15 protein-coding genes are annotated in these 23915 nt (G+C 65.7%); 13 read left to right on the forward strand and 2 right to left on the reverse strand.

From position 1 onward, the window contains the following. The first annotated feature begins 12 nt into the window (after positions 1-12). The 7 genes from HGB41_RS07595 to HGB41_RS07625 all read left to right on the forward strand — a co-directional run bounded on the left by HGB41_RS07595 (position 13) and on the right by HGB41_RS07625 (position 9979). Positions 13-864, forward strand: a complete 852-nt coding sequence (locus tag HGB41_RS07595; RefSeq protein WP_171082783.1) for a phytanoyl-CoA dioxygenase family protein — start codon at positions 13-15, stop codon at positions 862-864. A gap of 165 nt (positions 865-1029) precedes the next feature. Continuing rightward, positions 1030-1401: a PilZ domain-containing protein gene (locus HGB41_RS07600; protein ID WP_171082785.1), complete on the forward strand. Its 372-nt coding sequence runs from the start codon at positions 1030-1032 to the stop codon at positions 1399-1401. Between the two features lie 310 nt (positions 1402-1711). Then, positions 1712-4087 carry a M1 family metallopeptidase gene (locus HGB41_RS07605; RefSeq protein WP_171082787.1) on the forward strand — a complete coding sequence of 792 codons (2376 nt, stop codon included), beginning with the start codon at positions 1712-1714 and terminating at the stop codon, positions 4085-4087. 181 nt (positions 4088-4268) lie between these two features. Next, positions 4269-6659, forward strand: coding sequence for a M1 family metallopeptidase (locus tag HGB41_RS07610; protein ID WP_171082789.1), 2391 nt, complete (start codon positions 4269-4271; stop codon positions 6657-6659). A 2-nt stretch (positions 6660-6661) separates the two neighbouring features. Beyond that, a complete protein-coding gene (locus tag HGB41_RS07615) occupies positions 6662-7162 on the forward strand; it encodes a DUF6702 family protein (RefSeq protein ID WP_229422895.1) in 501 nt (166 codons plus the stop codon). Beyond that, the gene (locus tag HGB41_RS07620) at positions 7159-9201 is read left to right on the forward strand and encodes a TonB-dependent receptor (RefSeq protein WP_171082793.1); all 2043 of its coding nucleotides are present in this window, start codon (positions 7159-7161) and stop codon (positions 9199-9201) included. The genes HGB41_RS07615 and HGB41_RS07620 overlap by 4 nt, the downstream gene beginning before the upstream one ends. 40 nt (positions 9202-9241) lie before the next feature. Continuing rightward, positions 9242-9979 (forward strand): 2OG-Fe dioxygenase family protein, encoded by a 738-nt coding sequence (locus HGB41_RS07625; protein ID WP_171082796.1) that lies wholly within the window; start codon positions 9242-9244, stop codon positions 9977-9979. 436 nt (positions 9980-10415) lie between these two features. Here HGB41_RS07625 and HGB41_RS07630 read toward each other — a convergent pair whose 3' ends face one another. After that, the gene (locus HGB41_RS07630; protein WP_171082797.1) at positions 10416-11504 is read right to left on the reverse strand and encodes a DUF1800 family protein; all 1089 of its coding nucleotides are present in this window, start codon (positions 11502-11504) and stop codon (positions 10416-10418) included. A 155-nt stretch (positions 11505-11659) separates the two neighbouring features. On the opposite strand from HGB41_RS07630, the gene HGB41_RS07635 reads away from it, so the two are divergent. Then, on the forward strand, positions 11660-12820 hold the full coding sequence (locus HGB41_RS07635; protein WP_171082800.1) for an efflux RND transporter periplasmic adaptor subunit: 1161 nt from the start codon (positions 11660-11662) through the stop codon (positions 12818-12820). A 13-nt stretch (positions 12821-12833) separates the two neighbouring features. After that, on the forward strand, positions 12834-15956 hold the full coding sequence (locus HGB41_RS07640; protein WP_171082803.1) for an efflux RND transporter permease subunit: 3123 nt from the start codon (positions 12834-12836) through the stop codon (positions 15954-15956). A 240-nt stretch (positions 15957-16196) separates the two neighbouring features. On the opposite strand, the gene HGB41_RS07645 is transcribed toward HGB41_RS07640, so the two are convergent. Further along, positions 16197-17087 (reverse strand): hypothetical protein, encoded by an 891-nt coding sequence (locus tag HGB41_RS07645; protein ID WP_171082805.1) that lies wholly within the window; start codon positions 17085-17087, stop codon positions 16197-16199. A gap of 503 nt (positions 17088-17590) precedes the next feature. Here HGB41_RS07645 and HGB41_RS07650 point away from each other — a divergent pair. The 4 genes from HGB41_RS07650 (at position 17591) to HGB41_RS07665 (ending at position 23915) form a co-directional block, all read left to right on the forward strand. Beyond that, positions 17591-19144 (forward strand): methyl-accepting chemotaxis protein, encoded by a 1554-nt coding sequence (locus tag HGB41_RS07650; protein ID WP_171082807.1) that lies wholly within the window; start codon positions 17591-17593, stop codon positions 19142-19144. A gap of 180 nt (positions 19145-19324) precedes the next feature. Further along, on the forward strand, positions 19325-20767 hold the full coding sequence (gene hemN / locus HGB41_RS07655) for an oxygen-independent coproporphyrinogen III oxidase (RefSeq protein WP_171082809.1): 1443 nt from the start codon (positions 19325-19327) through the stop codon (positions 20765-20767). Positions 20768-20769: 2 nt separating this feature from the next. Next, a complete protein-coding gene (locus tag HGB41_RS07660; RefSeq protein ID WP_171082811.1) occupies positions 20770-21528 on the forward strand; it encodes a sulfite exporter TauE/SafE family protein in 759 nt (252 codons plus the stop codon). Then, positions 21525-23915: a heavy metal translocating P-type ATPase gene (locus HGB41_RS07665; RefSeq protein ID WP_171082813.1), complete on the forward strand. Its 2391-nt coding sequence runs from the start codon at positions 21525-21527 to the stop codon at positions 23913-23915. The genes HGB41_RS07660 and HGB41_RS07665 overlap by 4 nt, the downstream gene beginning before the upstream one ends.

Consider the following 23915-nt stretch of genomic DNA (forward strand, 5'->3'; position numbering starts at 1 on the left):
GGCTGCCCAACCATGCTTACGCCAGAACAGCGCGAACGCTACCAGCGCGACGGTTTCCTCGTCATCCCCGGTTTCAAGAATCCGGGCGAGATCGCTGTGCTGCGCCGCCGCGCGGAAGAGATCGTCGACGCCTTCGACCCGACCGAGTCGCGGGCCATCTTCACGACGAAAGACCAGGCCCGCGCCAGCGACGACTGGTTCCTCGGCTCGGACAACACGGTGCGCTGCTTCTTCGAAGAAGAAGCCTTCGGCGAGGACGGCCAACTGCGCCAGGCCAAGGCGCTGTCGATCAACAAGATCGGCCATGCCATGCACGACCTGGATCCGGTGTTCGAGGCCTTTACCCGCGACCCCAAACTGGCCGCGGTGGCACGCGGCCTCGGGATGGAACAGCCGCAGGTGTGGCAGTCGATGTATATCTTCAAGCAGCCGGGCATCGGCGGCGAGGTGCGCTGGCACCAGGACGCCACCTTCTTCGACAGCGACCCGATCACCGTCACCACCTTCTGGTTCGCGCTGGAAGATGCGACCGTCGACAACGGCTGCCTTTGGGCCGAGCCGGGCGGCCACCGCGGCCCGCTGCGCGAACGCTTCTTGCGCGACGGCGACCGCATCACGATGGAAAAGCTCGATGCCACGCCCTGGCCGGATGACAGCACCGCGGTGCCGCTCGAGGCGAAGGCCGGCACGCTGGTCTGCTTCCACGGCTTGCTGCCGCACTACAGCGCTCCCAACCGCTCGCCGGTGTCGCGCCATGCATTCACGCTGCACGCAACCGATGCGTCCTCGACCTACTCGCCGCGGAACTGGATCCAGCGCGATGCAGGATTCCCAGTACGCGGGTTCTGGAAGGATTCGGAATAGCACTCGGCATTCGTAGGATTACTCCTACAAACCCTATTGGGGGTATCTTACATTAATGCTATTAAAAAATACGTATCATCAGGCTGTCTCGCTTTTGACCCGCAATATTGAAAGCTTATTTCGCTGCCCTGGACGATCACTTTGGACTCACATCCCGCTCACGCCATGAACCTGATGCACGAAGTCGCGTCGGTTGCGACCTTGCAGGGCTCCGGCTCGATCAGTGTCCGTCTTGTCGACGTCAGCGTTGGCCGCATCAGCTTCGTCAGCTCGGAAAAGTTGGAAAGCGGCCCGTCGGACCAGCTCAGCATGCGATTCACCTTGCCGGGTGACCCCAGGCTGCATTTCGCCATGGTGCAGCTGTCAGGGGCAGTCACCCATGAGCCGACCGCTACCTCCTACGAAGCCGAATTCGTGCGGACCGACCCCAAGACCGTCGACCACATCATGGCCTTTCTCGACTCCTCCGGGACAGGGAAAGACCGCAGCCAATACTCAGTTGCTTTCCAAACGCCGTCCGCGAACATCGGCTCGTAATCCCCCCTCCTGCAGCCTTGCATCCCCGCCAGTTCCTGGCTCGGTCTTCCTCGACTCTTCGTATCGTCCCCTGCCGGCCCGGCACCATCCGCATGCCGGGATACATATGCATCATGTATCAGGTTTTTTACAAATCCTCTGAGCAATGCATAAGTGGTAAAGCTAGAATACTTTTTCTTAGAGCGCCTAACAATTCCCCCCATGGCCGCGTTGCACCGCCTTGCCGTACTAGCGTACTGTCTTCGGCGATGCGCCTTGCCCTGGGGGTTTTGCTAGACGCTCTTATTCTAAATAAAATATCAGGGGAATCATGATACGTTTGCCCATCGGGCTGGCCGCGCTATGCCTCAGCGCCTCCGTTTTCGCCGCCGCGCCTTTCGACGACAAATTCCGCCAGCTCGACGAGCTGCTACCCACGCCGGGTAGCGTGCGCACCGCCTCGGGCGCGCCGGGCCAGGCCTACTGGCAGCAGCGCGCCGACTACACGATGCGCGCCACGCTCGACGAAGCCAGGCGCGCGATCACCGGGTCGGGCACGGTCACGTACCACAACAATTCCCCCGATACGCTGAAATACCTCTGGCTGCAGCTCGACCAGAACATCTACAACCGCAATTCCGACGCCCGCACCTCGGCCGCCCTGCCCTCGCGCGACGCCTGGGCCCAGGCCAAGACGCCTGAAACGGGCGTGAAGTTCGACGCCCTGCGCACCCTGCTCGAAGCCAGCACCTTCGACGGAGGCTTCAGGGTAAGCAATGTGCGCGACAGCAGCGGCCGCCCGCTCAAGCACGTCATCAACCGCACCATGATGCGGATCGACCTGCCGCAGCCCCTGAAACCCGGCGCGCGCGTATCGTTCAGCCTCGACTGGAACTACAACATCAACGAGCAGAAGGTGCTGGGCGGGCGTTCGGGCTACGAGAAGTTCGACGACAAGAACGACCTGTTCGAGATCGCCCAGTGGTTCCCGCGCATGGCGGCCTACTACGACGTCTACGGCTGGCAGCACAAGCAGTTCCTGGGCGCCGGAGAGTTCACGCTGGAATTCGGCGACTACGACGTGCAGATCACCGTCCCGGCCGACCACATCGTCGCCTCCACCGGCGAGCTGCAGAACCCGGGCGACGTGCTCACCAGCGCACAGCGCGACCGCCTGCGCCAGGCGCGCACCGCGAAGAAGCCGGTCATCATCGTGACCCAGGCGGAAGCCGAAGCCGCAGAAAAGCAGCGCGCCACCAAGTCCAAGACCTGGCATTTCAAGGCGAAGAACGTACGCGATTTCGCTTTCGCCTCGAGCCGCAAGTTCATCTGGGACGCGCAGGGCATCAAGTCGGGCGATACCGATGTGATGGCGATGTCCTACTACCCGAAGGAAGGCAATCCGCTGTGGGAGCGTTATTCGACCCAGGCGATCATCCACACCATCGAGCAGTACAACAAGTATTCGTTCGACTACCCGTACCCGACCTCGATCTCGGTGAACGGCCCGGTGGGCGGCATGGAATACCCGATGATCACGTTCAACGGTCCGCGTCCGGTCAAGGACAAGAAGACCGGTGAACTGACCTATTCGAAGCGCACCAAGTACGGCCTGATCGGCGTGATCATCCACGAAGTGGGCCACAACTACTTCCCGATGATCGTCAACTCGGACGAGCGCCAGTGGACCTGGATGGACGAAGGCCTGAACTCCTTCGTGCAGTCGATGGCCCAGGAAGCATGGGAAGAGAACTGGGACGAGATGCGCGGCGACCCGCGCATGATCGTCAACTACATGCGCAGCCAGAACCAGGTGCCGATCATGACGAACTCGGAGTCGCTGCTCCAGTTCGGGAACAATGCCTATGCCAAGCCGGCCGCCGCACTGAACATCCTGCGCGAGACGGTGCTGGGCCGTGAGCTGTTCGATTTCGCCTTCCGCGAATACTCGCAGCGCTGGAAATTCAAGCGCCCTACCCCGGCCGATTTCTTCCGAACAATGGAAGATGCTTCGGGCACGGACCTCGACTGGTTCTGGCGCGGCTGGTTCTACACGACCGATGCGGTCGACGTGAGCGTGGACGGCATCAGCGAATACACCGTCAGCAGCAAGGACCCGGAAATCGAAAAGGCCTGGCAGCGCGCCCGCAAACAGGCCGAGCCGATCTCGATCACCGACCAGCGCAATAAAGGCATGCCGCGCCGCGTCGATGCGCATCCCGAGCTGAAGGACTTCTATAACGCGAACGACGACTTCACCGTCACCAACAAGGACCGCAACAAGTTCGTTGAGGCGGTCGAAGGACTGGAAGATTGGGAAAAGGCGCTGCTCAAGGAAGGCAAGCACCTGTACCTGGTGGACTTCTCGAACAAGGGCGGGCTGGTGACGCCGCTGGTGGTCGAGATCGAAACCAAGAGCGGCAAGAAAACCATCGAACGCATCCCGGCCGAAGTGTGGCGCTACTCCCCGAAGCAGGTGACCAAGCTGTTCATCACCGACGAGCCGATCGTCAGCCTGGTGCAGGACCCGTACTGGGAGACCGCCGACATCGACGTTAACAACAACGCCTGGCCACGTAAGGCAACGCCGTCGCGCCTGGAGCTGTTCAAGACCGAGCGTGATCCGGCTACGGGTAACCTGATGCGTGACTTCAATACCAAGCTCAAGACGCCAGGCCAGAAGGAAGAAGCGCCGAAGTCCGAGTAAGCCCTGACTCAATGCGTGGGGGGATGCCATATCGTAGGGTGGGCAGATTCTGCCCACGCGTTCAAATCGTCTTCGCTCCGTTGGAAGGCGGCTATTTTCAGGCACTGATTGAACGAGTGGGCAAGAAACTTGCCCACCCTACGGGTTTACCGATGACTCTCCCCTCCGTACCAAATTCCGCATGAAAATCAAACACCTGCAGGCGAGCTTCGCCGCCCTCTTCCTCGCAAGCGCTGCAAACGCTGCGCCGGCCTTCGACGACAAGTTCCGCCAGTTAGAGGAGCTGCTGCCGACGCCGAACGAGACCCGCACCGCCTCCGGCGCGCCGGGACACCGCTACTGGCAGCAACGCGCCGACTACCGCCTGCGCGCCACGTTGGATGAGGCCAAGCGCAGCGTCACTGGTTCGGGCACGGTCACCTACACGAATAACTCGCCGGACACGCTTTCCTACTTGTGGGTGCAGCTCGACCAGAACATGTTCCGTGCCGATTCGGACAACCGCCGCATCTCCACCCTGCCCTCGCGCGAAGCCTGGCAAGTACGTGGCAACAACGGCGGCAACGACGGCGTCAAGTTCGACACCCTGAAAGCCACGCTCGAACAGCAGCGCTTCGACGGAGGCATCAACATCATCAGCGTCACCGGCGCCGATGGCCGCGCGCTGCGCCATACGGTCAACAAGACCATGATGCGGATCGACCTGCCACAGCCGCTCAAGCCCGGCGCGCGCGTGTCCTTCAATCTGGCGTGGACCATCAACATCCCCGAAGCGAACGTCGTCGGCCGCCGTACCGGCTACGAGAAGTTCGACGACGGCAACGACATCTACCTGGCTGCCCAGTGGTTCCCGCGCATGGCGGCCTACTACGACATCAAGGGTTGGCAGAACAAGCAATACATGGGCGACGGCGAGTTCACACTGGAGTTCGGCGATTACGATGTGCAGCTGACCGTGCCGGCCGACCACGTGGTCGCCTCGACCGGCGAGCTGCAGAACCCGGATGCGGTGCTCACTGCCGCCCAGCGCGACCGCCTGCGCCAGGCACGCGACGCGAAGAAACCGGTCGTCATCGTCACCCAGCGTGAAGCCGAAGCCGCCGAGAAGGGGCGCTCGAAGGCGACCAAGACCTGGCATTTCAAGGCCAGGGACGTGCGCGACTTCGCATTTGCCTCGAGTCGCAAGTTCATCTGGGACGCCCAGGCCATCAAGAGCGGCGACAAGGACGTGCTGGCGATGTCCTACTACCCGAAGGAAGGCAACCCGTTGTGGGAGCGCTATTCGACAGCCGCCGTTATCCACACCATCGAGCAGTACAACAAGTATTCCTTCGACTATCCCTACCCGACTGCGATTTCCGTGAACGGCTCGATCGGCGGCATGGAATACCCGATGATCTCGTTTAACGCGGGGCGTCCGGTCAAGGACAAGAAGACCGGCGAACTCACCTATGCGAAGGGCATCAAGTACGGCCTGATCAGCGTGATCATCCATGAAGTGGGCCACAACTACTTCCCGATGATCGTCAACTCGGACGAGCGCCAGTGGACCTGGATGGACGAGGGCATGAACAGCTTCCTGCAGTTCCTGGCCGAGGAAGCCTGGGAAGAGGATTACCCTTCGCGCCGCGGCGAAGCGCGCAACATCGTCGACTACATGCGCAGCACCAACCAGGTGCCGGTCATGACGAATGCCGAATCGACCCTCCAGCGCGGCAACAACGCCTATGCCAAGCCGGCCACCGCGCTGAACGTGCTGCGCGAAACCATCCTGGGACGCGAACTGTTCGACTTCGCGTTCAAGGAATACGCAGACCGCTGGAAGTTCAAGCGCCCGACCCCGGCCGACTTCTTCCGCACCATGGAAGATGCTTCGGGCACGGATTTGGACTGGTTCTGGCGCGGCTGGTTCTACACGACCGATGCGGTCGACGTGAGCGTGGACGGCATCAGCGAATACACCGTCAGCAGCAAGGACCCGGAAATCGAAAAGGCGTGGCAGCGCGCCCGCAAACAGGCCGAGCCGATCTCGATCACCGACCAGCGCAACAAGGGCATGCCGCGCCGCGTCGATGCGCATCCCGAGCTGAAGGACTTCTATAACGCGAACGACGACTTCACCGTCACCAACAAGGACCGCAACAAGTTCGTTGAGGCGGTCGAGGGACTGGAAAATTGGGAAAAGGCGCTGCTCAAGGAAGGCAAGCACCTGTACCTGGTGGACTTCTCGAACAAGGGCGGGCTGGTGACGCCGCTGGTGGTCGAGATCGAAACCAAGAGCGGCAAGAAAACCATCGAGCGCATCCCGGCCGAAGTGTGGCGCTACTCGCCGAAGCAGGTGACCAAGCTGTTCATCACCGACGAGCCGATCGTCAGCCTGGTGCAGGACCCGTACTGGGAAACCGCCGACATCGACGTCAACAACAACGCCTGGCCGCGCAAGGCAACGCCATCGCGCCTGGAGCTGTTCAAGACCGAACGTGATCCGGCCACGGGCAATTTGATGCGCGACTTCCGCACGCCGCTGAAGAAGCCCGCTGAAAAATCAGCTGAAAAGAAGGCTGGAGAATGATCATGTGTCGTGTCAAAGCCGTGCTGGCCGTCCTGCTGCTGTGCCTGAGCGCGGCGGCGGGCGCGCACCGCTTCCATACCGGGATCACCGAGCTCGCGTTCAATCCGCGCACCGGCAGCACCGAGATCGTCCACACCTATATGGCGCACGACATCGAAGCACTGCTGATGAACACCTACGGGCGCCAGTTCGACCTCACCGATCCGGAAGACCAGGCCGTGCTGCGCAAGTATGTCGAGACCCAGTTCGTGCTCAAGGGCGCGGACAAGGCGCGCCTGCCGGTGCGCTGGGTCGGCATGACGGCCGACTCGCAAAGCGTCGTCATTTACCAGGAACTCGAGAACGCGCCGCTGTCGAAGACCGTGACGGTCCGCCAGGGCGTGCTGATCGATTTCCTGCCGGATCAATTGAACACCGTCAATTTCAACAATTTGGGTACAATCCGCTCATTGACATTTTCACAATCTTCGCTGGAACAACCGGCTCATACGACCATCCAATGACCCTTCGCCCGCTGCCCTTCGCCATCGCCGCCCTCTGTTTCCAGACCCCGGCCATGGCCGACGATTTCGTGCTGCAGCGCGTGCTGGTGGAAGGCGCGCGCGCCAACCAGATCGGGCTGAGCGACTCGGCCAGTTCCGGCAGCGTCGGCGCCAGGGAACTCGACAAGCTGACCGTGTACCGGCCGGGCGAACTGCTGGAGGCCACGCCGGGCCTGATCGCGAGCCAGCACAGCGGCGAAGGCAAGGCCAACCAGTTCTACCTGCGCGGTTTCAACCTGGACCATGGCACCGACCTCGCCACCTGGGTCGACGGCATGCCGGTCAACCAGCGCAGCCATGCGCATGGCCAGGGCTGGACCGATCTGAATTTCCTGATCCCGGAACTGGTCACCCGCCTCGACTACCGCAAGGGGCCGTATTCGGCGGCGGAAGGGGATTTTTCTTCGGCCGGCAAGGCATCGGTCGCCTACGCGAACCGGCTGGTGGCGCCGCTCGCCTCGGTGACGCTGGGCCAGGACAATTTTGCGCGCAGCGTCATCGCCGGCTCACCGGAAGCGGCGGGCGGCAACCTGCTGTACGCGCTGGAGCTGATGAAGAACGACGGCCCGTGGACCCGGCCGGACGGCTACCGCAAGATCAATGCGGTGCTGCGCTACAGCCGCGGCTACGAGAACAACGGTTGGCACGTCGCCGCCATGCATTACCGCGGCCACTGGAACGCCACCGACCAGGTGCCGCTGCGCGCGGTCGCAAGCGGCCGGCTGGGACGCTTCGACGCGCTCGACCTGAGCGACGGTGGCGAAGCACAGCGCAGCAGCTTGTCTGGCGCCTGGCGCCGCACGACCCAGGAGACGGCGACCAGCCTGAGTGCCTATGTCATCCGCAACCGGCTCGACCTGTATTCGAACTTCACCTATTTTCTGAACGACCCGGTCAACGGCGACCAGTTCAGCCAGCCGGACCGCCGCGTGACCACGGGCCTGGACGCCAGCCATACCTGGCACCTGCTGAGCAAGGGCGCGCTCACCTCGGACATGACGGTGGGCCTGCAGGCGCAGCATGACAATATCTTCAACGGCCTGTACGACACCCGTGCGCGCCAAAGGCTGGCGACCACACGCGAAGACCATATCGTGGAAACCAGCGCCGCCTTGTACGCGGAGAACGCCACCAAATGGAGCGAGGCCCTGCGCACCGTGGTCGGGGTACGCGCGAACGCCTACCGCTTCCGCGTGGATGGCGACCGTCCGGAGAATGCCGGACGCGCCAGCGATTCGCTGCTCACGCCATCGCTGAGCGTCGCCTACGGGCCGTGGAAGTCGACCGAGTTGTACTTCAATTATGGCCACGGCTTCCACAGCAACGATGCGCGCGGCACCGTGGCGAGCGTCGATCCAAAAACGCTCGATCCGGTCGAGCGTACGCCGGGACTGGTGCGCTCGCGCGGCATGGAACTGGGCCTGCGCACGGTGGCGATCCCGAAGATGGAAACGACGCTGTCGCTGTACCATCTCGAGTTCGACTCGGAGCTGACCTATATCGGCGACGCCGGCAATACCGAAGCGGGCGACCCGAGCCGCCGCGTCGGCATCGAACTGTCGAACAGCTACCGCATCAACAAATGGGTAACGGCGAACGTCGACGCTGCCTATGCGCATGCGCGCTCGCGCGGCGGCAACCCCGCCGGCGACCGTATTCCCGGCGCAGTCGAAGGCGTAGCCCAGCTGGGCCTGAGCGTGGACCGCGCGGGGCCGTGGTCGGGGGCGCTGCGCCTGCGCTATTTCGGCCCGCGTCCGCTGATCGAAGACGACAGCGTGCGCTCGCAGGCCAGCGTCACGCTCAATGGCCGGATTGGCTACCGGATCGGCAAGGACCTGCGGCTGGAGCTGGAAGGCTTCAACCTGGGCAACCGGCGCGACTCGGCCATCGACTATTACTATGCCTCGCGCCTGGCGGGCGAAACCGAGGCCACCGACGACATCCATTTCCACCCGATCGAGCCGCGTTCCTTCCGCATTACCCTGGTCAAGAATTGGTAAGCCTCAGGTCCGCGGCGTGGAAAAATGCTACGCTAACCGGATGACGATACGTGAACTCCCCTATACCGCCCCGGCCGACCTGGCCGATGCCGTGCGCAGCGAGGGCTATGCCCTGCTGCGTCCCCTCGATGTGGCCCGCCTTGCCGGCTGCACCCTGATTGAGCTCCAGGCGCTCGTACCGAGCTGGGACCGGCTCGAACTCGACAACTACCTGAAAGACGGCGGCCGCTACCGCCGGCGCCGCCATTCCTGCTTCATTGACAACGGCGAGACGCTGGCGCAGACGCCGCACCGCGCGCACTGGCAGCCGGTCGAGTACAACGCCCTGCACGGCGGCATGCACCGCCTGTTCGAACCGATCGAGCCTGGCACCGTCGCGCTGCCTTCCTGGGAGCGCCTGCTGCACGCGCTGGGCGAGGTCTGTTCGAACGTCGCCGGCCGCCACACCTGGCATGTCGAAGCGCACCAGTTCCGCATCGATACCGCCGACGGCATCGGCCGCCCGACCCCCGAGGGTGCTCACCGCGACGGCGTCGACTTCGTCGCCGTCATCCTGATCGGGCGCACCGGCATCAAGGGCGGCGAAACGCGGGTATTCGAGGCCGAAGGTTCGATGGGCAAGCGCTTCACCATGGAGGAGCCCTGGACCCTGCTGCTGCTCGACGACGCAGCCGTGATCCACGAATCGACCCCGATCCAGCCGCTCGGCGAGCATGGGCACCGCGACACGCTGGTGCTGACCTGGCGCGCGGGGTCGTTCCAGGGCGAGGGCGCCTAGATCTGATAGTGGAAGGTTTGGTAGGGTGGGCGGGGTCATTTGGGCCAATGGCCCGAATGACGAACGCCCACGCGGTGATAGTCGTGACACGAATAAGCGCACGGGCTTCAGCACCGTGATCTGAACGCGTGGGCAGAATCTGCCCACCCTACGGGTCAGCGGCGGCGCTCAAGTGATCGGCATTGCGCCATCGCCCAAATACCCGCCGCCTTACAAGCTCGCAACCCGATACGATAAAAAAACGCCCGCGAACCTTGCGGCTGGCGGGCGAGAATCCAATTTTCGGAGAAAACTGGAGGAGACGGTTTCAATATAACCCAGTTTTTTGTGCACTGCAATACCGTACAACTACTGTGCTTATTGCCATAAGGAACCGTTTCCAATTTCAGACAATATTGAGGCGTTTGCTGCACCGCGCAAACCGATTTCTGCCCTCTCAATAGCGCAGGAAGGCTTCTCCCAACAGCGCCTCTTTCAACCCATCGGCATCCGCCGGCCGGTTGCGCGCAGCCGCCATTGCCGCAGCCGCGGGCGTGGGCGCTTCCATCAATACCGGCCCGGGCTGGGCGACCTCGCCCTGCGGCGCGGCGCCCTCCACTGTCGCCCGCAGCGGCGGCGCCATCGAGGCCTGTTCGTGCGCGCGCGGCGCCGGCGCTGCCAGCAGCACACGGCCCTCTGCCAGGCGCGTCACGAAATCCGTACGCTCCCTGCTATCCATCGGCACCATCCGTCCGTACACCGGCGAACCGGCTTGCGCCAGCACCTCGGCCAGCGCGACCGTATCGGTTACTGCAATGCCGCTCGCCCGCACCGCCGACACCACGAAACGCAGGGCGTCCTTGCGCTTGCTGCCCGCCTCCGCCTGCGCCAGGAAGGCCGGGCTGGTGAACAGCGTACGCAAGACGGCGCGCTGGTCGGCGCCGGTCTGCCGCCATACCCCCGCCAGTGAGCGCACCAGCGCGGCCGGTGGGGCAGAGACGAAATGCGCCGCGAGTGCGCGCACGGCATCGTGTTCGCTGCGCCCGCCGAGGCGCCGGCCCTGCATGCCCGGATGCCGGGCCACGGCGCTCCGCAGCGCGGCATAGCTGCCGAAGACATGGGGGCGCACCGCCTCGCGTGCAATCGCGCCGATGCCGGCCGCGCCGAGTCCCTTCCCTTCCATAATGCCGAAATGCGCCAGCCAGAATGCGCACAGGACTTCCTCGAGCTGGCGCGGGCTGGCGATGGCGCGCAGCAGGCGTTCCTCGCGCGCCCCGGCGTCGGTGGCGGCAGGCTGGCGCAGCTGCGCCTCGATATACGCAGGCAAAGCGGGCGGTGCGAGCTGGCTGTCGACATAGACACGCAGCCCCATGGCGCGCACGCGGGCCAGGTCGCCGGGTGCGGGGCCGTAGCCCAGGCGGTTGAGCAGGTGCAGCGCGGTGGCCTCGTCGATGGCCTCGTCGGCGCGTGCGCCTGGTGCGCACAGCAGCGCCACGGCCAGCAGGGCTGGCACGGCGAAACGAAGGAAGCTCGGACAGGATCGCATGAACACTGTTATATCCTCGCGGAAGGCAAGCCACGAATCGGATTGGTAAATTTTTGTAAGCGCCCGGATTTACCGGGCGAACCCGGCCCATTGCGCGCTCAGGACATTGCATTTTTGCTACACTTCACAGCTTAACCGAAAGCCCGCCAAACACTATGCCTACCCTTCGCCACCTTCCCCCGGCCGCCCTGGCTTCCGTCGCCGGCGCCGCCCTGTGCTTTGCCGCCGCGCTGGCCGTACCGAACCGCGCTGCGGCCAAGGACGAGAAGCCCACCGCGCCGACGCCGGCCCTGACCGTCACCACCACCCAGCCCTCGAGCACGTCCCTGCCCCTGGGCCTGAACGCCAACGGCAGCGTCGCGGCCTGGCAGGAAGCGGTGATCGGCAGCGAGTCGAACGGCCTGCGCCTGCTTGATGTGCGTGTCAATGTCGGTGACGTCGTGAAGAAGGGCGACACCCTTGCGGTGTTCGCGAGCGAGACCGTGCGCGCCGACGTCGAGCAGGCGCGCGCCGCGCTGCAGGAAGCACAGGCCAACGCCTCCGAGGCAAAGGCCAACGCAGACCGCGCCCGCGCCCTGCGCAGCTCCGGCGCGCTGAGCGAGCAGCAAATCACCCAGTACTTCACCGCCGAGCGCACTGCAGCGGCACGCGTGAACGCAGCCAAGGCCACGCTGGAGCAGCAGAACCTGCGCCTGCGCTTTGCCACCGTCACCGCGCCCGATAGCGGCATCATTTCGGCGCGCAGCGCCACGGTCGGCGCCGTGATCGGCGGCGGCACGGAACTGTTCCGCATGATCCGCCAGGGCCGCCTCGAGTGGCGCGCCGAAATTACCTCGGCTGACCTGGGCCGCATCAAGCCGGGCATGCGCGCCGCAGTGCGCGCCGCCAGCGGCTCCGAGATCAGCGGCAAGGTGCGCGCCGTGGCGCCGACCGTGGATCCGCAGACCCGCCTCGCGCTAGTGTATGTCGACCTGCCGCCGTCGCTGTCCGCCAACGCACCGCTCAAGGCCGGCATGTTTGCCAGCGGCCGCTTCGAGCTGGGCAAATCGAATGCCCTCACCGTGCCGCAGCAGGCGGTCGCCGTGCGCGACGGCTTCAGCTATGTATTCCGCCTCAACCGCGACAGCCGCGTGAGCCAGCTGAAGGTCAGCACCGGCCGCCGCCTCGGCGACCAGGTCGAGATCGTCGGCGGCCTGGCGGCTGGTACGCCGATCGTGGTCAGCGGCGCCGGCTTCCTGAACGACGGCGACCTGGTACGTAATGTGCCAACTCCGATCCCCGCGAAGCCGGCGCCGCGTCAAACCGCGGCACGCTGAACAAGGCGCCATCATGAATTTTTCCGCACTGTCGATCCGGAACCCGATTCCGGCCATCATGCTGTTCACCCTGCTCACGCTGGCAGGGCTGCTGGCCTTCAAGGCCAACAAGATCCAGGACTTCCCGGACATCGAGCTGCCGATCGTCACCGTTGCCGCCACGCTGGAAGGCGCTGCGCCGGCCCAGCTGGAAACCGAAGTCGCGCGCAAGATCGAGGATTCGGTCGCCACCCTGCAAGGGGTGAAGAACATCTATACCAAGGTGCTCGACGGCGTGGCCACCGTCACCGTCGAATTCGTGCTCGAGAAAGACCTGGCCGAGGCGGTGAACGACGTGCGTGACGCGGTTGCGCGCGTGCGCGCCGACCTGCCACCCGAGATGCGCGACCCGAGCGTGACCAAGGCCGCCACCTCGGGCCGCGTGATCGCCACCTTCACGGCGACCCCGAGCCCGACTGCGGGCAGCGCCATGGACGACCAGGAACTGAGCTGGTTCGTCGACAACGACGTCGCCAAGCGCCTGCTGAGCGTGCCGGGCCTGGGTGCGGTCAAGCGCGTCGGCGGCGTGACGCGCGAGGTTCGCGTGGAACTCGACGACGAGCGCATGGCGGCGCTGCAGGTGTCGGCGCTGGACGTGTCGCGCCAGCTGCGCAACGTGCAGCGCGAAGCGCCGGGCGGACGCGGCGACGTGAACGGCGCCGAACAATCGGTGCGCACCATCGCCACCGTGCAGTCGGCGCAGGCGCTGGGCGAGATGGAGATCCCGCTGCCGGGCGGGCGCCATGTGCGCCTCGACCAGGTGGCCACCGTGACGGATACCGTGGCCGAGCCGCGCTCGATTGCCGAGCAGGATGGCCGCAAAGTGGTGGGCTTCGAGATCTTCCGCACCCGCGGCGCGGGCGAGGTGGACGTGGCCGTAGGCGCGCGCGAGGCCATGGCCCAGCTGCAGAAAGAGCATCCGAACGTCGTGCTGCGCGAAGTGGTCGACAATGCAGAACCGGTCCAGGAAAACTTCGACGCCTCGATGGAGATGCTGTACGAAGGCGCCGTGCTGGCGGTGCTGGTGGTGTGGTGGTTCCTGCGCGACTGGCGCGCCACCCTGGTAGCGGCGGCGGCCCTGCCGCTGTCGGTGATTCCGGCCTTCCTCGGGCAGTACCTGTTCGGCTACACGCTGAACATGGTGACGCTGCTGTCGCTCGCGCTCGTCATCGGGGTGCTGGTCGACGATGCGATCGTCGAGATCGAGAACATCGCGCGCCACCTGCGAATGGGGAAATCACCCATGCAGGCGGCGCTGGAAGCGGCCGACGAGATCGGGATGGCGGTGATCGCCACGACCTTTTCGCTGGTGGCGGTATTCCTGCCGACCGCTTTCATGGGCGGCATCGCCGGCAAGTTCTTCAAGCAGTTCGGCTGGACCGCGGTGATTGCGATCCTGGCCTCGCTGGTGGTGGCGCGCCTGCTCACGCCAATGATGGCGGCCTACCTCCTCAAGCCGGCCAAGCACATCGGCGAGGAAAAGGACGGCCGCATCATGAGCCTGTACATGCGCACGATGCAGTGGTGCCTGCGCCACCGGCTGGTGACCGCGATCGCATCGGCGCTGTTCTTCATTGGTTCGATCCTGCTGGTGCCGCTGCTGCCGACCGGCTTCGTGCCGCCGGCCGACCGTTCGCAGACCCTGGTGACCCTGGAACTGCCGCCCGGCTCGACGCTCAAGGAAACCCACGCCGTGGCCGAACAGGCGCGCCTGGCGGCGATGCAGGTCCCCGGTGTGAAGGGCGTGTTCAGCTCGATCGGCGGCGGCTCCAGCGGCGACGCCTTTGCACCCGGCGCGGCAGCGGAAGCGCGCCGCGCCGTGCTGACCGTGACGACCGCGCACCGCGACGAGCGCGACACGGGGCTGTCCGACATCGAGCGCGCGCTGCGCGAGAAGGTCGCCCAGATCCCGGGCGCGCGTTTCAACGTCGGCGCCAACGACACCGGCACCAAGATGCAGCTGGTGCTGCGCAGCGAAGACCCGGAAGCGCTGAGCGCCGCCGCGCGCCAGGCCGAGCGCGAACTGCGCACGCTCAAGGGCATCGGCAACGTCAGTTCCAGCGCCTCGCTGGTGCGTCCCGAAATCATCGTTCGCCCGGACTTTGCGCGTGCCGCCGATCTCGGCGTGACCGCTGCCGCGATCGGCGAAACGGTGCGCGTGGCGACGGCCGGCGACTACGACATCTCGCTGGCGAAGATGAACCTGGCCGAGCGCCAGGTGCCGATCCGCGTCAAGCTACCGGACGCGGTGCGCGCCGATCTCGATGCGCTGGGACGCTTGACCGTGCCGGGCGCAAACGGCCCGGTGCTGCTGGCGAACGTCGCCACCATCACGATGGAAAGCGGCCCGGCACAGATCGACCGCCTCAACCGCAGCCGCAACGTCACGCTCGACGTCGAGCTGCAGGGCCGCTCGCTGGGTGACGTGAATACCGAGGCGCGCGCCCTTCCGGCCTTCCAGAAGCTGCCGCCATCGGTGCAGATCGCGGAACTGGGCGACGCCCAGGAAATGCAGGCGCTGTTCGCCAGCTTTGGCGTAGCGATGCTCATCGGCGTGCTCTGCATCTATGGCGTGCTGGTGCTGCTGTTTAACGACTTCATGCAACCGGTGACGATCCTGGCCGCGCTGCCGCTGTCGATCGGCGGCGCCTTCGTGGCGCTGCTCATCACCAGCAGTGCGCTGTCGATGCCGAGCATGATCGGCCTGATCATGCTGATGGGGATCGTGACCAAGAACTCGATCCTGCTGGTGGATTACGCGATCCTGGCGCGCAAGGCCGGCATGAACCGGTTCGATGCGCTGGTCGACGCCTGCCACAAGCGCAGCCGCCCGATCGTCATGACCACCATCGCCATGGGCGCCGGCATGCTGCCGCTGGCGCTCGGCCTGTCGGGCGACCCGAGCTTCCGGGCGCCGATGGCGATTGCCGTCATCGGCGGGCTGATCACCTCGACCTTGCTGAGTTTGCTGGTGGTGCCGGCGGTGTTTACGTATGTGGACGACTTCGAGCACCTGATGAAGCGCGGGATGGGCAAGTTGCGGCGCAAGCCGAAACAGGCCGTCGTGCCGGTGGTGGCGACGGATATGGTCAAGTAATCGCTGGAGCCGGGGTTCACGTAGGGTGGGCGGGTCTCCCGCCCGCGCGTTCAATCAGTGCGGAATGGCCCGACCGTTTTTAGGGCTGAGCTTCGCATGGCTAGACGCGCTTTGCGGCTGAGCTTCGTGACGTTGAACGCGCGGCCGGCAAAGCCGGCCACCCTATATAAACCAAACAGCCAATAAAAAAAACCCGACAGGCTTGGCGCCTGCCGGGTTTTTTAATAAACGCTAAACCGATCAGTCGCGGTAGTAGCGATTCTCTTTGCGCTCGGTGCTGCTGCCACCCAGCAGCTTGGCCAGCAGGAAGCCGACGCCGGCTGCGACCAGCAGGGCGGTGCCTGGATTGGTCTTCACGTACTCGGTGCTCTTGACCGAGTAGTTCTGGTAGGTTTCGTTCAGCTGGCCCTTGCGCGCGCCCAGGGTTTCACCCGCGCCGCTCAGCATGCCCGACAGGCGATCGACGCCTGCGTGTGCGGTGCCAACCAGGCGATCGACCAACGGCTGCGCACCTTGCGCGACCTGGTCGATTTTCTCGTGCAGCTTGTCAGGCGACACCGATGCCGACACCGACGCCATGGCGCCTTTGATGCCGCCGGTTGCGGACGACTTGTCGCTGTCCGACGACTGGGAGCTTGCGCCGCCCATGCTGCCACCGGTGCTGCCGGTGCTGCTGCCGCTGGTGCCCAGTGCGCTGTTGGTGCTGTTGGAGTTGCTCAGGCTGCCGCTGCTGCCGGCTGCGCTCGAAGGCGACGAACCGCTCTGCAGGCTGCTGCCCGACAGGCTCGACGAGCTCGATGGGCTCGACGAAGACGACGAGCCGCTTTGCTGGCTACCGCTGCTGCTCGAAGGGCTCGACGACGAACCGCTCAGGCTGCTGCTGCCCATGTTGCCCGAACCTTGTGAGCCGCTTTGCTGGCTGCCTGCATTGCTGGTGCCACCGACGGAACCCGAGCTGCTTGGCGAAGCGTTGGCGCTGCCAAGGCTGCTGCCCGACGAGCTGCTCTGGCTACTGCCCGACAAGCTGCTGCTCTGGCTCGAGCCAGGAGTCTGGTTCTTGCCAATGTTCGAACCCAAACCCTCGCGGCTTGCGTCGCTGCCTTTTCCCTCGGTAGATTTCTGATTATCCATGATGTATCCCTCGTTTAAATGTAGACCAACGCGAAGTAGACCGAAACTCGACTATCACCACATTCTTCCTCGATTCCGCCAAAAACAGAACGAAGGGACGAGACTGGCGTGCGCTATATCAATCGGCACTTTGCTCTTTTGCCCAAGGTCACGATTAATGTCAGTGACCCAAAGCCAGCGCAAAAGTTCCATGTCTAGCGCCGACGTATTCGTCGTCGCTCGTGGGCGGTCGCTGTGGCGGTCCGAAATTGCGCGCAGTATCAGGCGCTGCGACACGATACAAAAAATACAATGGATCAGGTTCAGCGACCGTGCGTTGACTAACAGAGTCAGGAGATCGCCTGGCACTAGCTCGCCGTCCGCTAGGCGCCACGGGCAGCATGAGCCGACATGTTGGTTTTGACTATCAGGGTCAGTTATTTGATGTAGATCAAATCTTTTGATGGCGGAGCAAACATACAATCGTGCGTTTGTAATTTGCCGCAGGGCAACAGGAGAAGTCAGTGCGCAACAATTTGCCCGTCACCAGCAATGAATACAGAATGCAGGAAGGCCAGTCGATCGTGTCGAAAACCGACACCCGGGGCCGCATCACCTATGTCAACCCGAGCTTCATCGAGGTCAGCGGCTTTTCCGAACACGAGCTGCTCGGCAAGGCCCACAACCTCGTGCGGCACCCCGACATGCCGCCCGAAGCCTTTGCCGACCTCTGGAAGACGCTCGGTGCCGGCCAGCCCTGGACCGGGCTGGTCAAGAATCGCCGCAAGAATGGCGATTTCTACTGGGTCGTCGCGAACGTGGTGCCGGTCAAGGAAGCGGGGCATGTAGTCGGCTACATGTCCGTGCGCACCGCGCCGACGCGCGAGCAGGTTGCCGCAGCGAGCGAACTCTACCGAAAATTCCGCCACGGCCAACAGGGCGCACTGGCCATCCGCGGCGGGGTTGCCGTGCACACGGGCATGCGCGCGCGCCTGGCTACGATGCGCCGCTTGCCGCTGGGCCGCAGCCTGGGCCTGGCCTTGGGCATGCAGGCGCTGCTGCTCGCCGCGCTTGGCCTGGCCGCGCACGGCGCCGTGTGGCGCGGTGTGGCCGCGTTCGGCGTGCTTGCCAGCCTCGCGGCCTGGGCCAGCCTGCGCGCTGCGATCGTGGCGCCCCTGCGTTCGGCCCTCGACGCGGTGCATGCGCTGGCCGGCGGCGACCTGTCGCACCTGCCCGACCCATCCGGCCCGGACGACATCGCCCATCTGCTGCGCGCGCTGCGCCAGCTCAACATCAACCTGCAGGCGATCGTCGGCGACGTGCGCGGCAACGTGCATTCGATTGAGCACGCCACGCGTGACATCGCCGCCGGCAACCTCGAGCTGGCAGCACGGACAGAATCGCAGGCGGCAAGCCTGGAGCAGACCGCCGCCAGCCTCGGCCAGATCGCCGCCGCGGTCCAGCAGAACACGGCCGGCGCCATGCGCGCGGACGAGCTCGTCGGCGCCGCCGCCAGGGTTGCCGGGCGCGGCGGCGAGGCCGTCGACAGCGTCGGCACGACAATGGCGCAAATCAGCACCTCGGCCACGCGCATCGTGGATATCATCGGCCTGATCGACGGCATCGCCTTCCAGACAAATATCCTGGCGCTCAATGCTGCCGTCGAGGCCGCGCGCGCGGGCGAACAGGGCCGCGGTTTCGCTGTCGTGGCCGGAGAAGTGCGCAGCCTGGCCCAGCGCTCGGCCGGCGCCGCCAAGGAAATCAAGCTGCTGATCGAAGACTCGGTGCGCCAGGTGGGCGCGGGCGACGCATTGGTCGGCGAAGCCGGCCACACCATGCAGCAGGTGGTGGGCTCGGTCCGTGGCGCGGCCACGATCATGCACGAGATCACGCTGGCCAGCCGCGAGCAGGGCAGCGGCATTGCCCAGCTCAACGAGGCGATGGCCGGGCTGGATGTGATGACGCGCCAGAATGCAGCGCTGGTCGAGGAATCGGCTGCGGCCTCGCACAGCGTTGCCCAGCAGGCGGCGCAGCTGGCGCAGGCCTTGTCGGTATTCAAATTGGGGCGCCGAACCTGAAAGAATCTGTCGTTTCAGGGCGCTAAATGAAAGAATATTTCATACAGTGAGAATTCTGCACCAGCAGCTCAACCGGCCAAATTTGATGCAAGTCAAGGATTTTGCTCGGTCGCATCAATACACTCCTCACATCAAGTCGCGCCGCAGCCCGCGGCCCGGCAGGTAGCAGGAGTGGTCTACATGTTTCACCAGCAAATTCCCGTCAGTACAATCCGCAACGCGCCGGCACCCTTCGCGAATAGCGTCGGCTTCGACGCCGAACTCATCCGGCGCCTGAGCAAGAACGGGCCGCGCTACACCTCCTATCCCACGGCCGATCGCTTCGACGACAGCTTCAACTACCGGGACTACCTGCACGCCGTTGCCTCGGTGCGCACGCGCGGCGCGCCGCGCTCGCTGTCACTGTACCTGCACATTCCGTTTTGCGAGTCCATCTGCTATTACTGCGCCTGCAACAAGATCGTCACCAGAAACCGTGACAAGGCGGCCACCTACCTGGCCTACCTGAAACGCGAGATCGCGATGCAAGGCGCGCTGTTCGCGGGCCTGAACGACATCGAACAGCTGCACTTCGGCGGTGGCACGCCGACCTACCTGTCGGACGCACAGATGGGCGAACTGATGGCCCACCTGCGCCGCCATTTCAGGTTCGCACCGGACCAGACCGGCGAGTATTCGATCGAGGTCGATCCGCGTACCGTATCGACGGAGCGCGTACACAGCCTGCGGCGCCAAGGCTTCAACCGGATCAGCCTCGGCGTGCAGGATTTCGACACCGGAGTGCAGCAAGCGGTCAACCGCGTCCAGCCTGAAGCCGAAACGCGCGCCATCATCGCGGCGGCGCGCGAGGCGGGCTTCCGCTCGGTGAGCATCGACCTGATCTACGGCCTGCCGAAGCAGAGCCTGTCGACGATGGCTGCCACCATCGACAAGGTGATCGACGCCAGTCCCGACCGCATCTCGATCTACCACTATGCCCACCTGCCGCACGTGTTCAAGCCGCAGCGCCGCATACTCGAGGCGGACATGCCCGCCAGCGAAGAGAAGCTCGCCATGCTGGGCCTGTGCATCGAGCGCCTGAGCAGCGCCGGCTATGTGTACATCGGCATGGACCATTTCGCCAAACCGGACGACGACCTCGCCGTCGCCCAGCGCCAGGGCCGCCTGCAGCGCAATTTCCAGGGCTATTCGACGCATGCCGACAGCGACCTGATTGCCTGTGGCGTCTCGGCCATCGGCGCGGTCGGCGCGACCTACAGCCAGAACGCGAAGACGCTCGTGGCCTATTACGAGGCGCTCGACAACAACGAGTTGCCGGTCGTGCGCGGCCTGGCGCTCGACCTGGACGACCTCCTCCGCCGCAGCGTCATCGGAAAACTGATGTGCCAGTTCGAGCTCTCGGTGTCCGCGATCGAGCAGGCCTTTCCGATCAGCTTCGCCCGCCATTTCGCACCCGAACTGGCGCAGCTGCGCACGCTCGAAGCGGATGGCCTGGTCACCTTCGACGGCGACTGGATCACGGTGACGATGCGCGGGCGGCTCCTGATCCGCAATGTCTGCATGGTGTTCGACCGCTACCTGGCCGCACCCGGCAAGGCGCCGCGCCATTCGCGCACCGTTTAACGATGAGCGCGAGCCTCTTTCCCGTGTTCCTGGTGGGGCTGCTCGGCAGCGTCCACTGCGCCGGCATGTGCGGCGGTATCGTCGGCGCCCTGTCGCTGGCCCCGCCGCGTGCGCGCGGCAATGGCATCGTCATCCGGTTGCGCACCGTCGCTGCGGCGCCCGCTGGCCTGCAGGCGGCTTCCTACAATGCCGGTCGCATCGCGAGCTACACCAGCGCCGGCCTGCTGGCCGGCGGGCTGGCCCAGGGCGCCTCGAACCTGTCCGCGCTGCCGGCGCTGCAGGGGGGCGCCTATGTGCTGGCCAACCTGCTGCTGGCGGCGCTCGGCCTGCACCTGATGGGGGCCTGGTCCGGCATCGCCCGGCTCGAACACGGCGGGCAGCTGGTGTGGCGGCATGTGCGACCGCTGCTCGCGCGCATCGGCCCGCCCGACACGCCGGGCCGGATGTTCGCCGCCGGTGCGCTGTGGGGCTGGCTGCCTTGTGCCATGGTCTACAGCGTGCTGGTGACGGCGATGCTGAGCGGCTCGGCCGTTTCCGGCGCGCTGGTGATGCTGGCTTTCGGACTCGGGACGCTGCCGATGATGCTGGCGCTCGGCCTGGCCGGGGCGCGGCTGCGCGGCTGGCTGCGCCTGGCAGCCGTACGCGTGGCCTGCGGCGCGACCGTGCTCGCCTTTGGCCTGCTCGGCCTGGCGCGCGCGGCTGGCAGCCTGCCGGCCAGCTGGCTGCAGGTGCTGTGCGTGACGCCCGGGATGGCGCCATGAGGGACGAGGCCGGCGCCGCGCAGGCCTGCTTCCACTGCGGCCTGGCGCTCGCCGGCCAGCGCTGGTCGGCGAGCGTCGGCGGCATCGATCGCCCGATGTGCTGTCCCGGCTGCGCGGCCGCGGCCCAGCTGATCGTCGATGCGGGCTGCGCGGACTACTACGACACCCGCACCGCCTACGGCGCCACCGTCGCGGGCGACGATGCGCCCGAACTCGACCTGTTCGATGCGAACGGCAATACCGGCGAAGGCAGTTTCACGATCGAGGGCCTGCGCTGCGCGGCTTGCGCCTGGCTGATCGAGCGCCGGGTCCAGGCAGTACCGGGCGTGTCCGAAGCAGCACTCAATGTCAGCAGCGAGCGCCTTCGGGTGAGCTGGGATCCGGCCCTGTGCAAGGCCAGCACCATCGTGCGCGCGCTGCGCGCCGTCGGCTACACGGCCTACCCCTACGATCCGCAGCGCCACGGCGAGCAGCTGGAACAGGCCCGCCGCAAGCTGTTTCGCCAGCTCTTCATCGCCGGCCTGTCGATGATGCAGGTGATGATGTACGCGGTCCCGGTGTATATGGCGACCGACGGCACGATGGACGCCGGCATGCGGGCGCTGATGGGCTGGGCCTCGCTGCTGCTGACCCTGCCCGCCGTGCTGTATTCCGCCCAGCCTTTTTTCGCCGGCGCCTGGCGCGACCTGCGCCGCGGCATGCCCGGCATGGATGTGCCGGTCGCGCTCGGGATCGGCGCCGCTTTCGCGGGCAGCACGGCGGCCCTGGCGCGCGGGCACGGCGAGGTGTACTTCGATTCGGTGACGATGTTCGTGTTCCTGCTGCTGGCCAGCCGCTACCTCGAACTGACGGCACGCCGGCATGCGGCCGGCGCGCTCGAGTCGCTGCAGGCGGGCTTGCCGGCTTCGGCGCAGCGCATGCGGGATTATCCGGCCACGCGCACGGTCGAACTGGTCGCCGCGGCCGCGCTGCGGCCAGGCGACATGGTACTGGTGGCGCCGGGACAGGCGGCGCCTGCCGACGGCGTGATCGTCGAAGGCGAGACCGAGGCCGACCTGGCCCTGCTCACCGGTGAAAGCCGCACGCGGCGCATGGGGCCGGGCGACAGCCTGCCCGGCGGCGCCGTCAACGTGACCCAGGCGATCGTGCTGCGGGTCGGCGCCGCGGCCTGCGACAGCACGCTCGCGATGCTGGTGCGCCTGGCCGAACGCGCGGGGACGGGCAAGCCGCAGCTTGCCTTGTGGGCCGACCGCGTCGCCGCCTGGTCGGTCGCGGCGCTGCTGGTGCTGACGGTGCTGGTCTTCGCGGCATGGCAGGCCATCGACCCGGCCCGCGCCTGGCCCGCGGCGATCGCGGTGCTGGTCGTGACTTGTCCATGCGCGCTGTCGCTGGCCACCCCGACGGCGCTGGCGGCGGCGACCGACAGCCTGCTGAGGCGCGGCGTGCTGGCGCTCGGCCCGCACACGCTCGAGACCTTAGAACGGTCCACCCACGTGGTGTTCGACAAGACCGGCACCTTGAGCATGGGCCGGCCGCGGGTACGCGCCACGCAGGTGTTCGCACCAGGCGCCGCCGCTGCCGCATTGAAGGCTGCGGCGGCGCTGGAAGCGGACAGCGCGCATCCGCTGGCGCAGGCGATACGGGCTGCCGCGCCCGCAGGTCCCCTCCCCCAGGCCACCAAGCTGCATGCCACGGTCGGGCGCGGCATCGAAGGCGAGATCGGCGGGCTGCGCTACCGGCTCGGCAGCGCAGCCTTCGTGGCGGGCCTTGCCGGCTGCGCCCCGCCGCCGATCGAGGCGGCCGAGGGCAGCGCCGTCTGGCTCGGGCAGGCCGGCAGCTGGCTCGCGCGCTTCGATATCGCGGACGCCTTGCGTCCGGAAGCGCAGGAACTGGTGCGACGCTTCGAGGCAGCCGGCAAGACCGTGGTGCTCCTGAGCGGCGACGAGGAGCGCGCCGTCGCGGCGTCCGCTCCGCGGCTCGGCATCCGGCAGGCCGCCGGCGCCCAGCTGCCTGAACAAAAGCTCGCTTACGTACGTGGCTTGCAGGAAGGGGGCGCGGTGGTGGCGATGGTGGGCGACGGCATCAACGACGCGGCCGTACTGCGCGGCGCCGATGTGTCGTTCGCCATGGGAGGCGGCGCAGCGCTGGCGCAGCTGCACGCCGATGCCGTCCTGCTGGGCGACAGCCTGGCGCCGCTGCAGGCCGCCGCCGACACCGCGCGCCGCAGCCTGCGCATCATCCGCCAGAACCTGGCGTGGGCCAGCGCCTATAACCTGGTCGCGATTCCCGCCGCGGCAACCGGCCTGCTCAACCCCTGGGTATCGAGCATCGGCATGGCAGCGAGCTCGGCCATCGTCGTGCTCAACGCACTGCGCCTGAGGAACTAG

The organism is Telluria aromaticivorans, from assembly GCF_013003915.1.
In the GTDB taxonomy this organism is placed as follows: Bacteria; Pseudomonadota; Gammaproteobacteria; order Burkholderiales; family Burkholderiaceae_D; genus Telluria; species Telluria aromaticivorans.

Bases quoted from the DNA above. Each gene is read 5' to 3' on its own strand.
- HGB41_RS07595 (WP_171082783.1), top strand. From the start codon at position 13: ATGCTTACGCCAGAACAGCGCGAACGCTACCAGCGCGACGGTTTCCTC.
- HGB41_RS07600 (WP_171082785.1), top strand. From the start codon at position 1,030: ATGAACCTGATGCACGAAGTCGCGTCGGTTGCGACCTTGCAGGGCTCC.
- HGB41_RS07605 (WP_171082787.1), top strand. From the start codon at position 1,712: ATGATACGTTTGCCCATCGGGCTGGCCGCGCTATGCCTCAGCGCCTCC.
- HGB41_RS07610 (WP_171082789.1), top strand. From the start codon at position 4,269: ATGAAAATCAAACACCTGCAGGCGAGCTTCGCCGCCCTCTTCCTCGCA.
- HGB41_RS07615 (WP_229422895.1), top strand. From the start codon at position 6,662: ATGTGTCGTGTCAAAGCCGTGCTGGCCGTCCTGCTGCTGTGCCTGAGC.
- HGB41_RS07620 (WP_171082793.1), top strand. From the start codon at position 7,159: ATGACCCTTCGCCCGCTGCCCTTCGCCATCGCCGCCCTCTGTTTCCAG.
- HGB41_RS07625 (WP_171082796.1), top strand. From the start codon at position 9,242: ATGACGATACGTGAACTCCCCTATACCGCCCCGGCCGACCTGGCCGAT.
- HGB41_RS07630 (WP_171082797.1), bottom strand. From the start codon at position 11,504: ATGCGATCCTGTCCGAGCTTCCTTCGTTTCGCCGTGCCAGCCCTGCTG.
- HGB41_RS07635 (WP_171082800.1), top strand. From the start codon at position 11,660: ATGCCTACCCTTCGCCACCTTCCCCCGGCCGCCCTGGCTTCCGTCGCC.
- HGB41_RS07640 (WP_171082803.1), top strand. From the start codon at position 12,834: ATGAATTTTTCCGCACTGTCGATCCGGAACCCGATTCCGGCCATCATG.
- HGB41_RS07645 (WP_171082805.1), bottom strand. From the start codon at position 17,087: ATGGATAATCAGAAATCTACCGAGGGAAAAGGCAGCGACGCAAGCCGC.
- hemN (WP_171082809.1), top strand. From the start codon at position 19,325: ATGTTTCACCAGCAAATTCCCGTCAGTACAATCCGCAACGCGCCGGCA.
- HGB41_RS07660 (WP_171082811.1), top strand. From the start codon at position 20,770: ATGAGCGCGAGCCTCTTTCCCGTGTTCCTGGTGGGGCTGCTCGGCAGC.
- HGB41_RS07665 (WP_171082813.1), top strand. From the start codon at position 21,525: ATGAGGGACGAGGCCGGCGCCGCGCAGGCCTGCTTCCACTGCGGCCTG.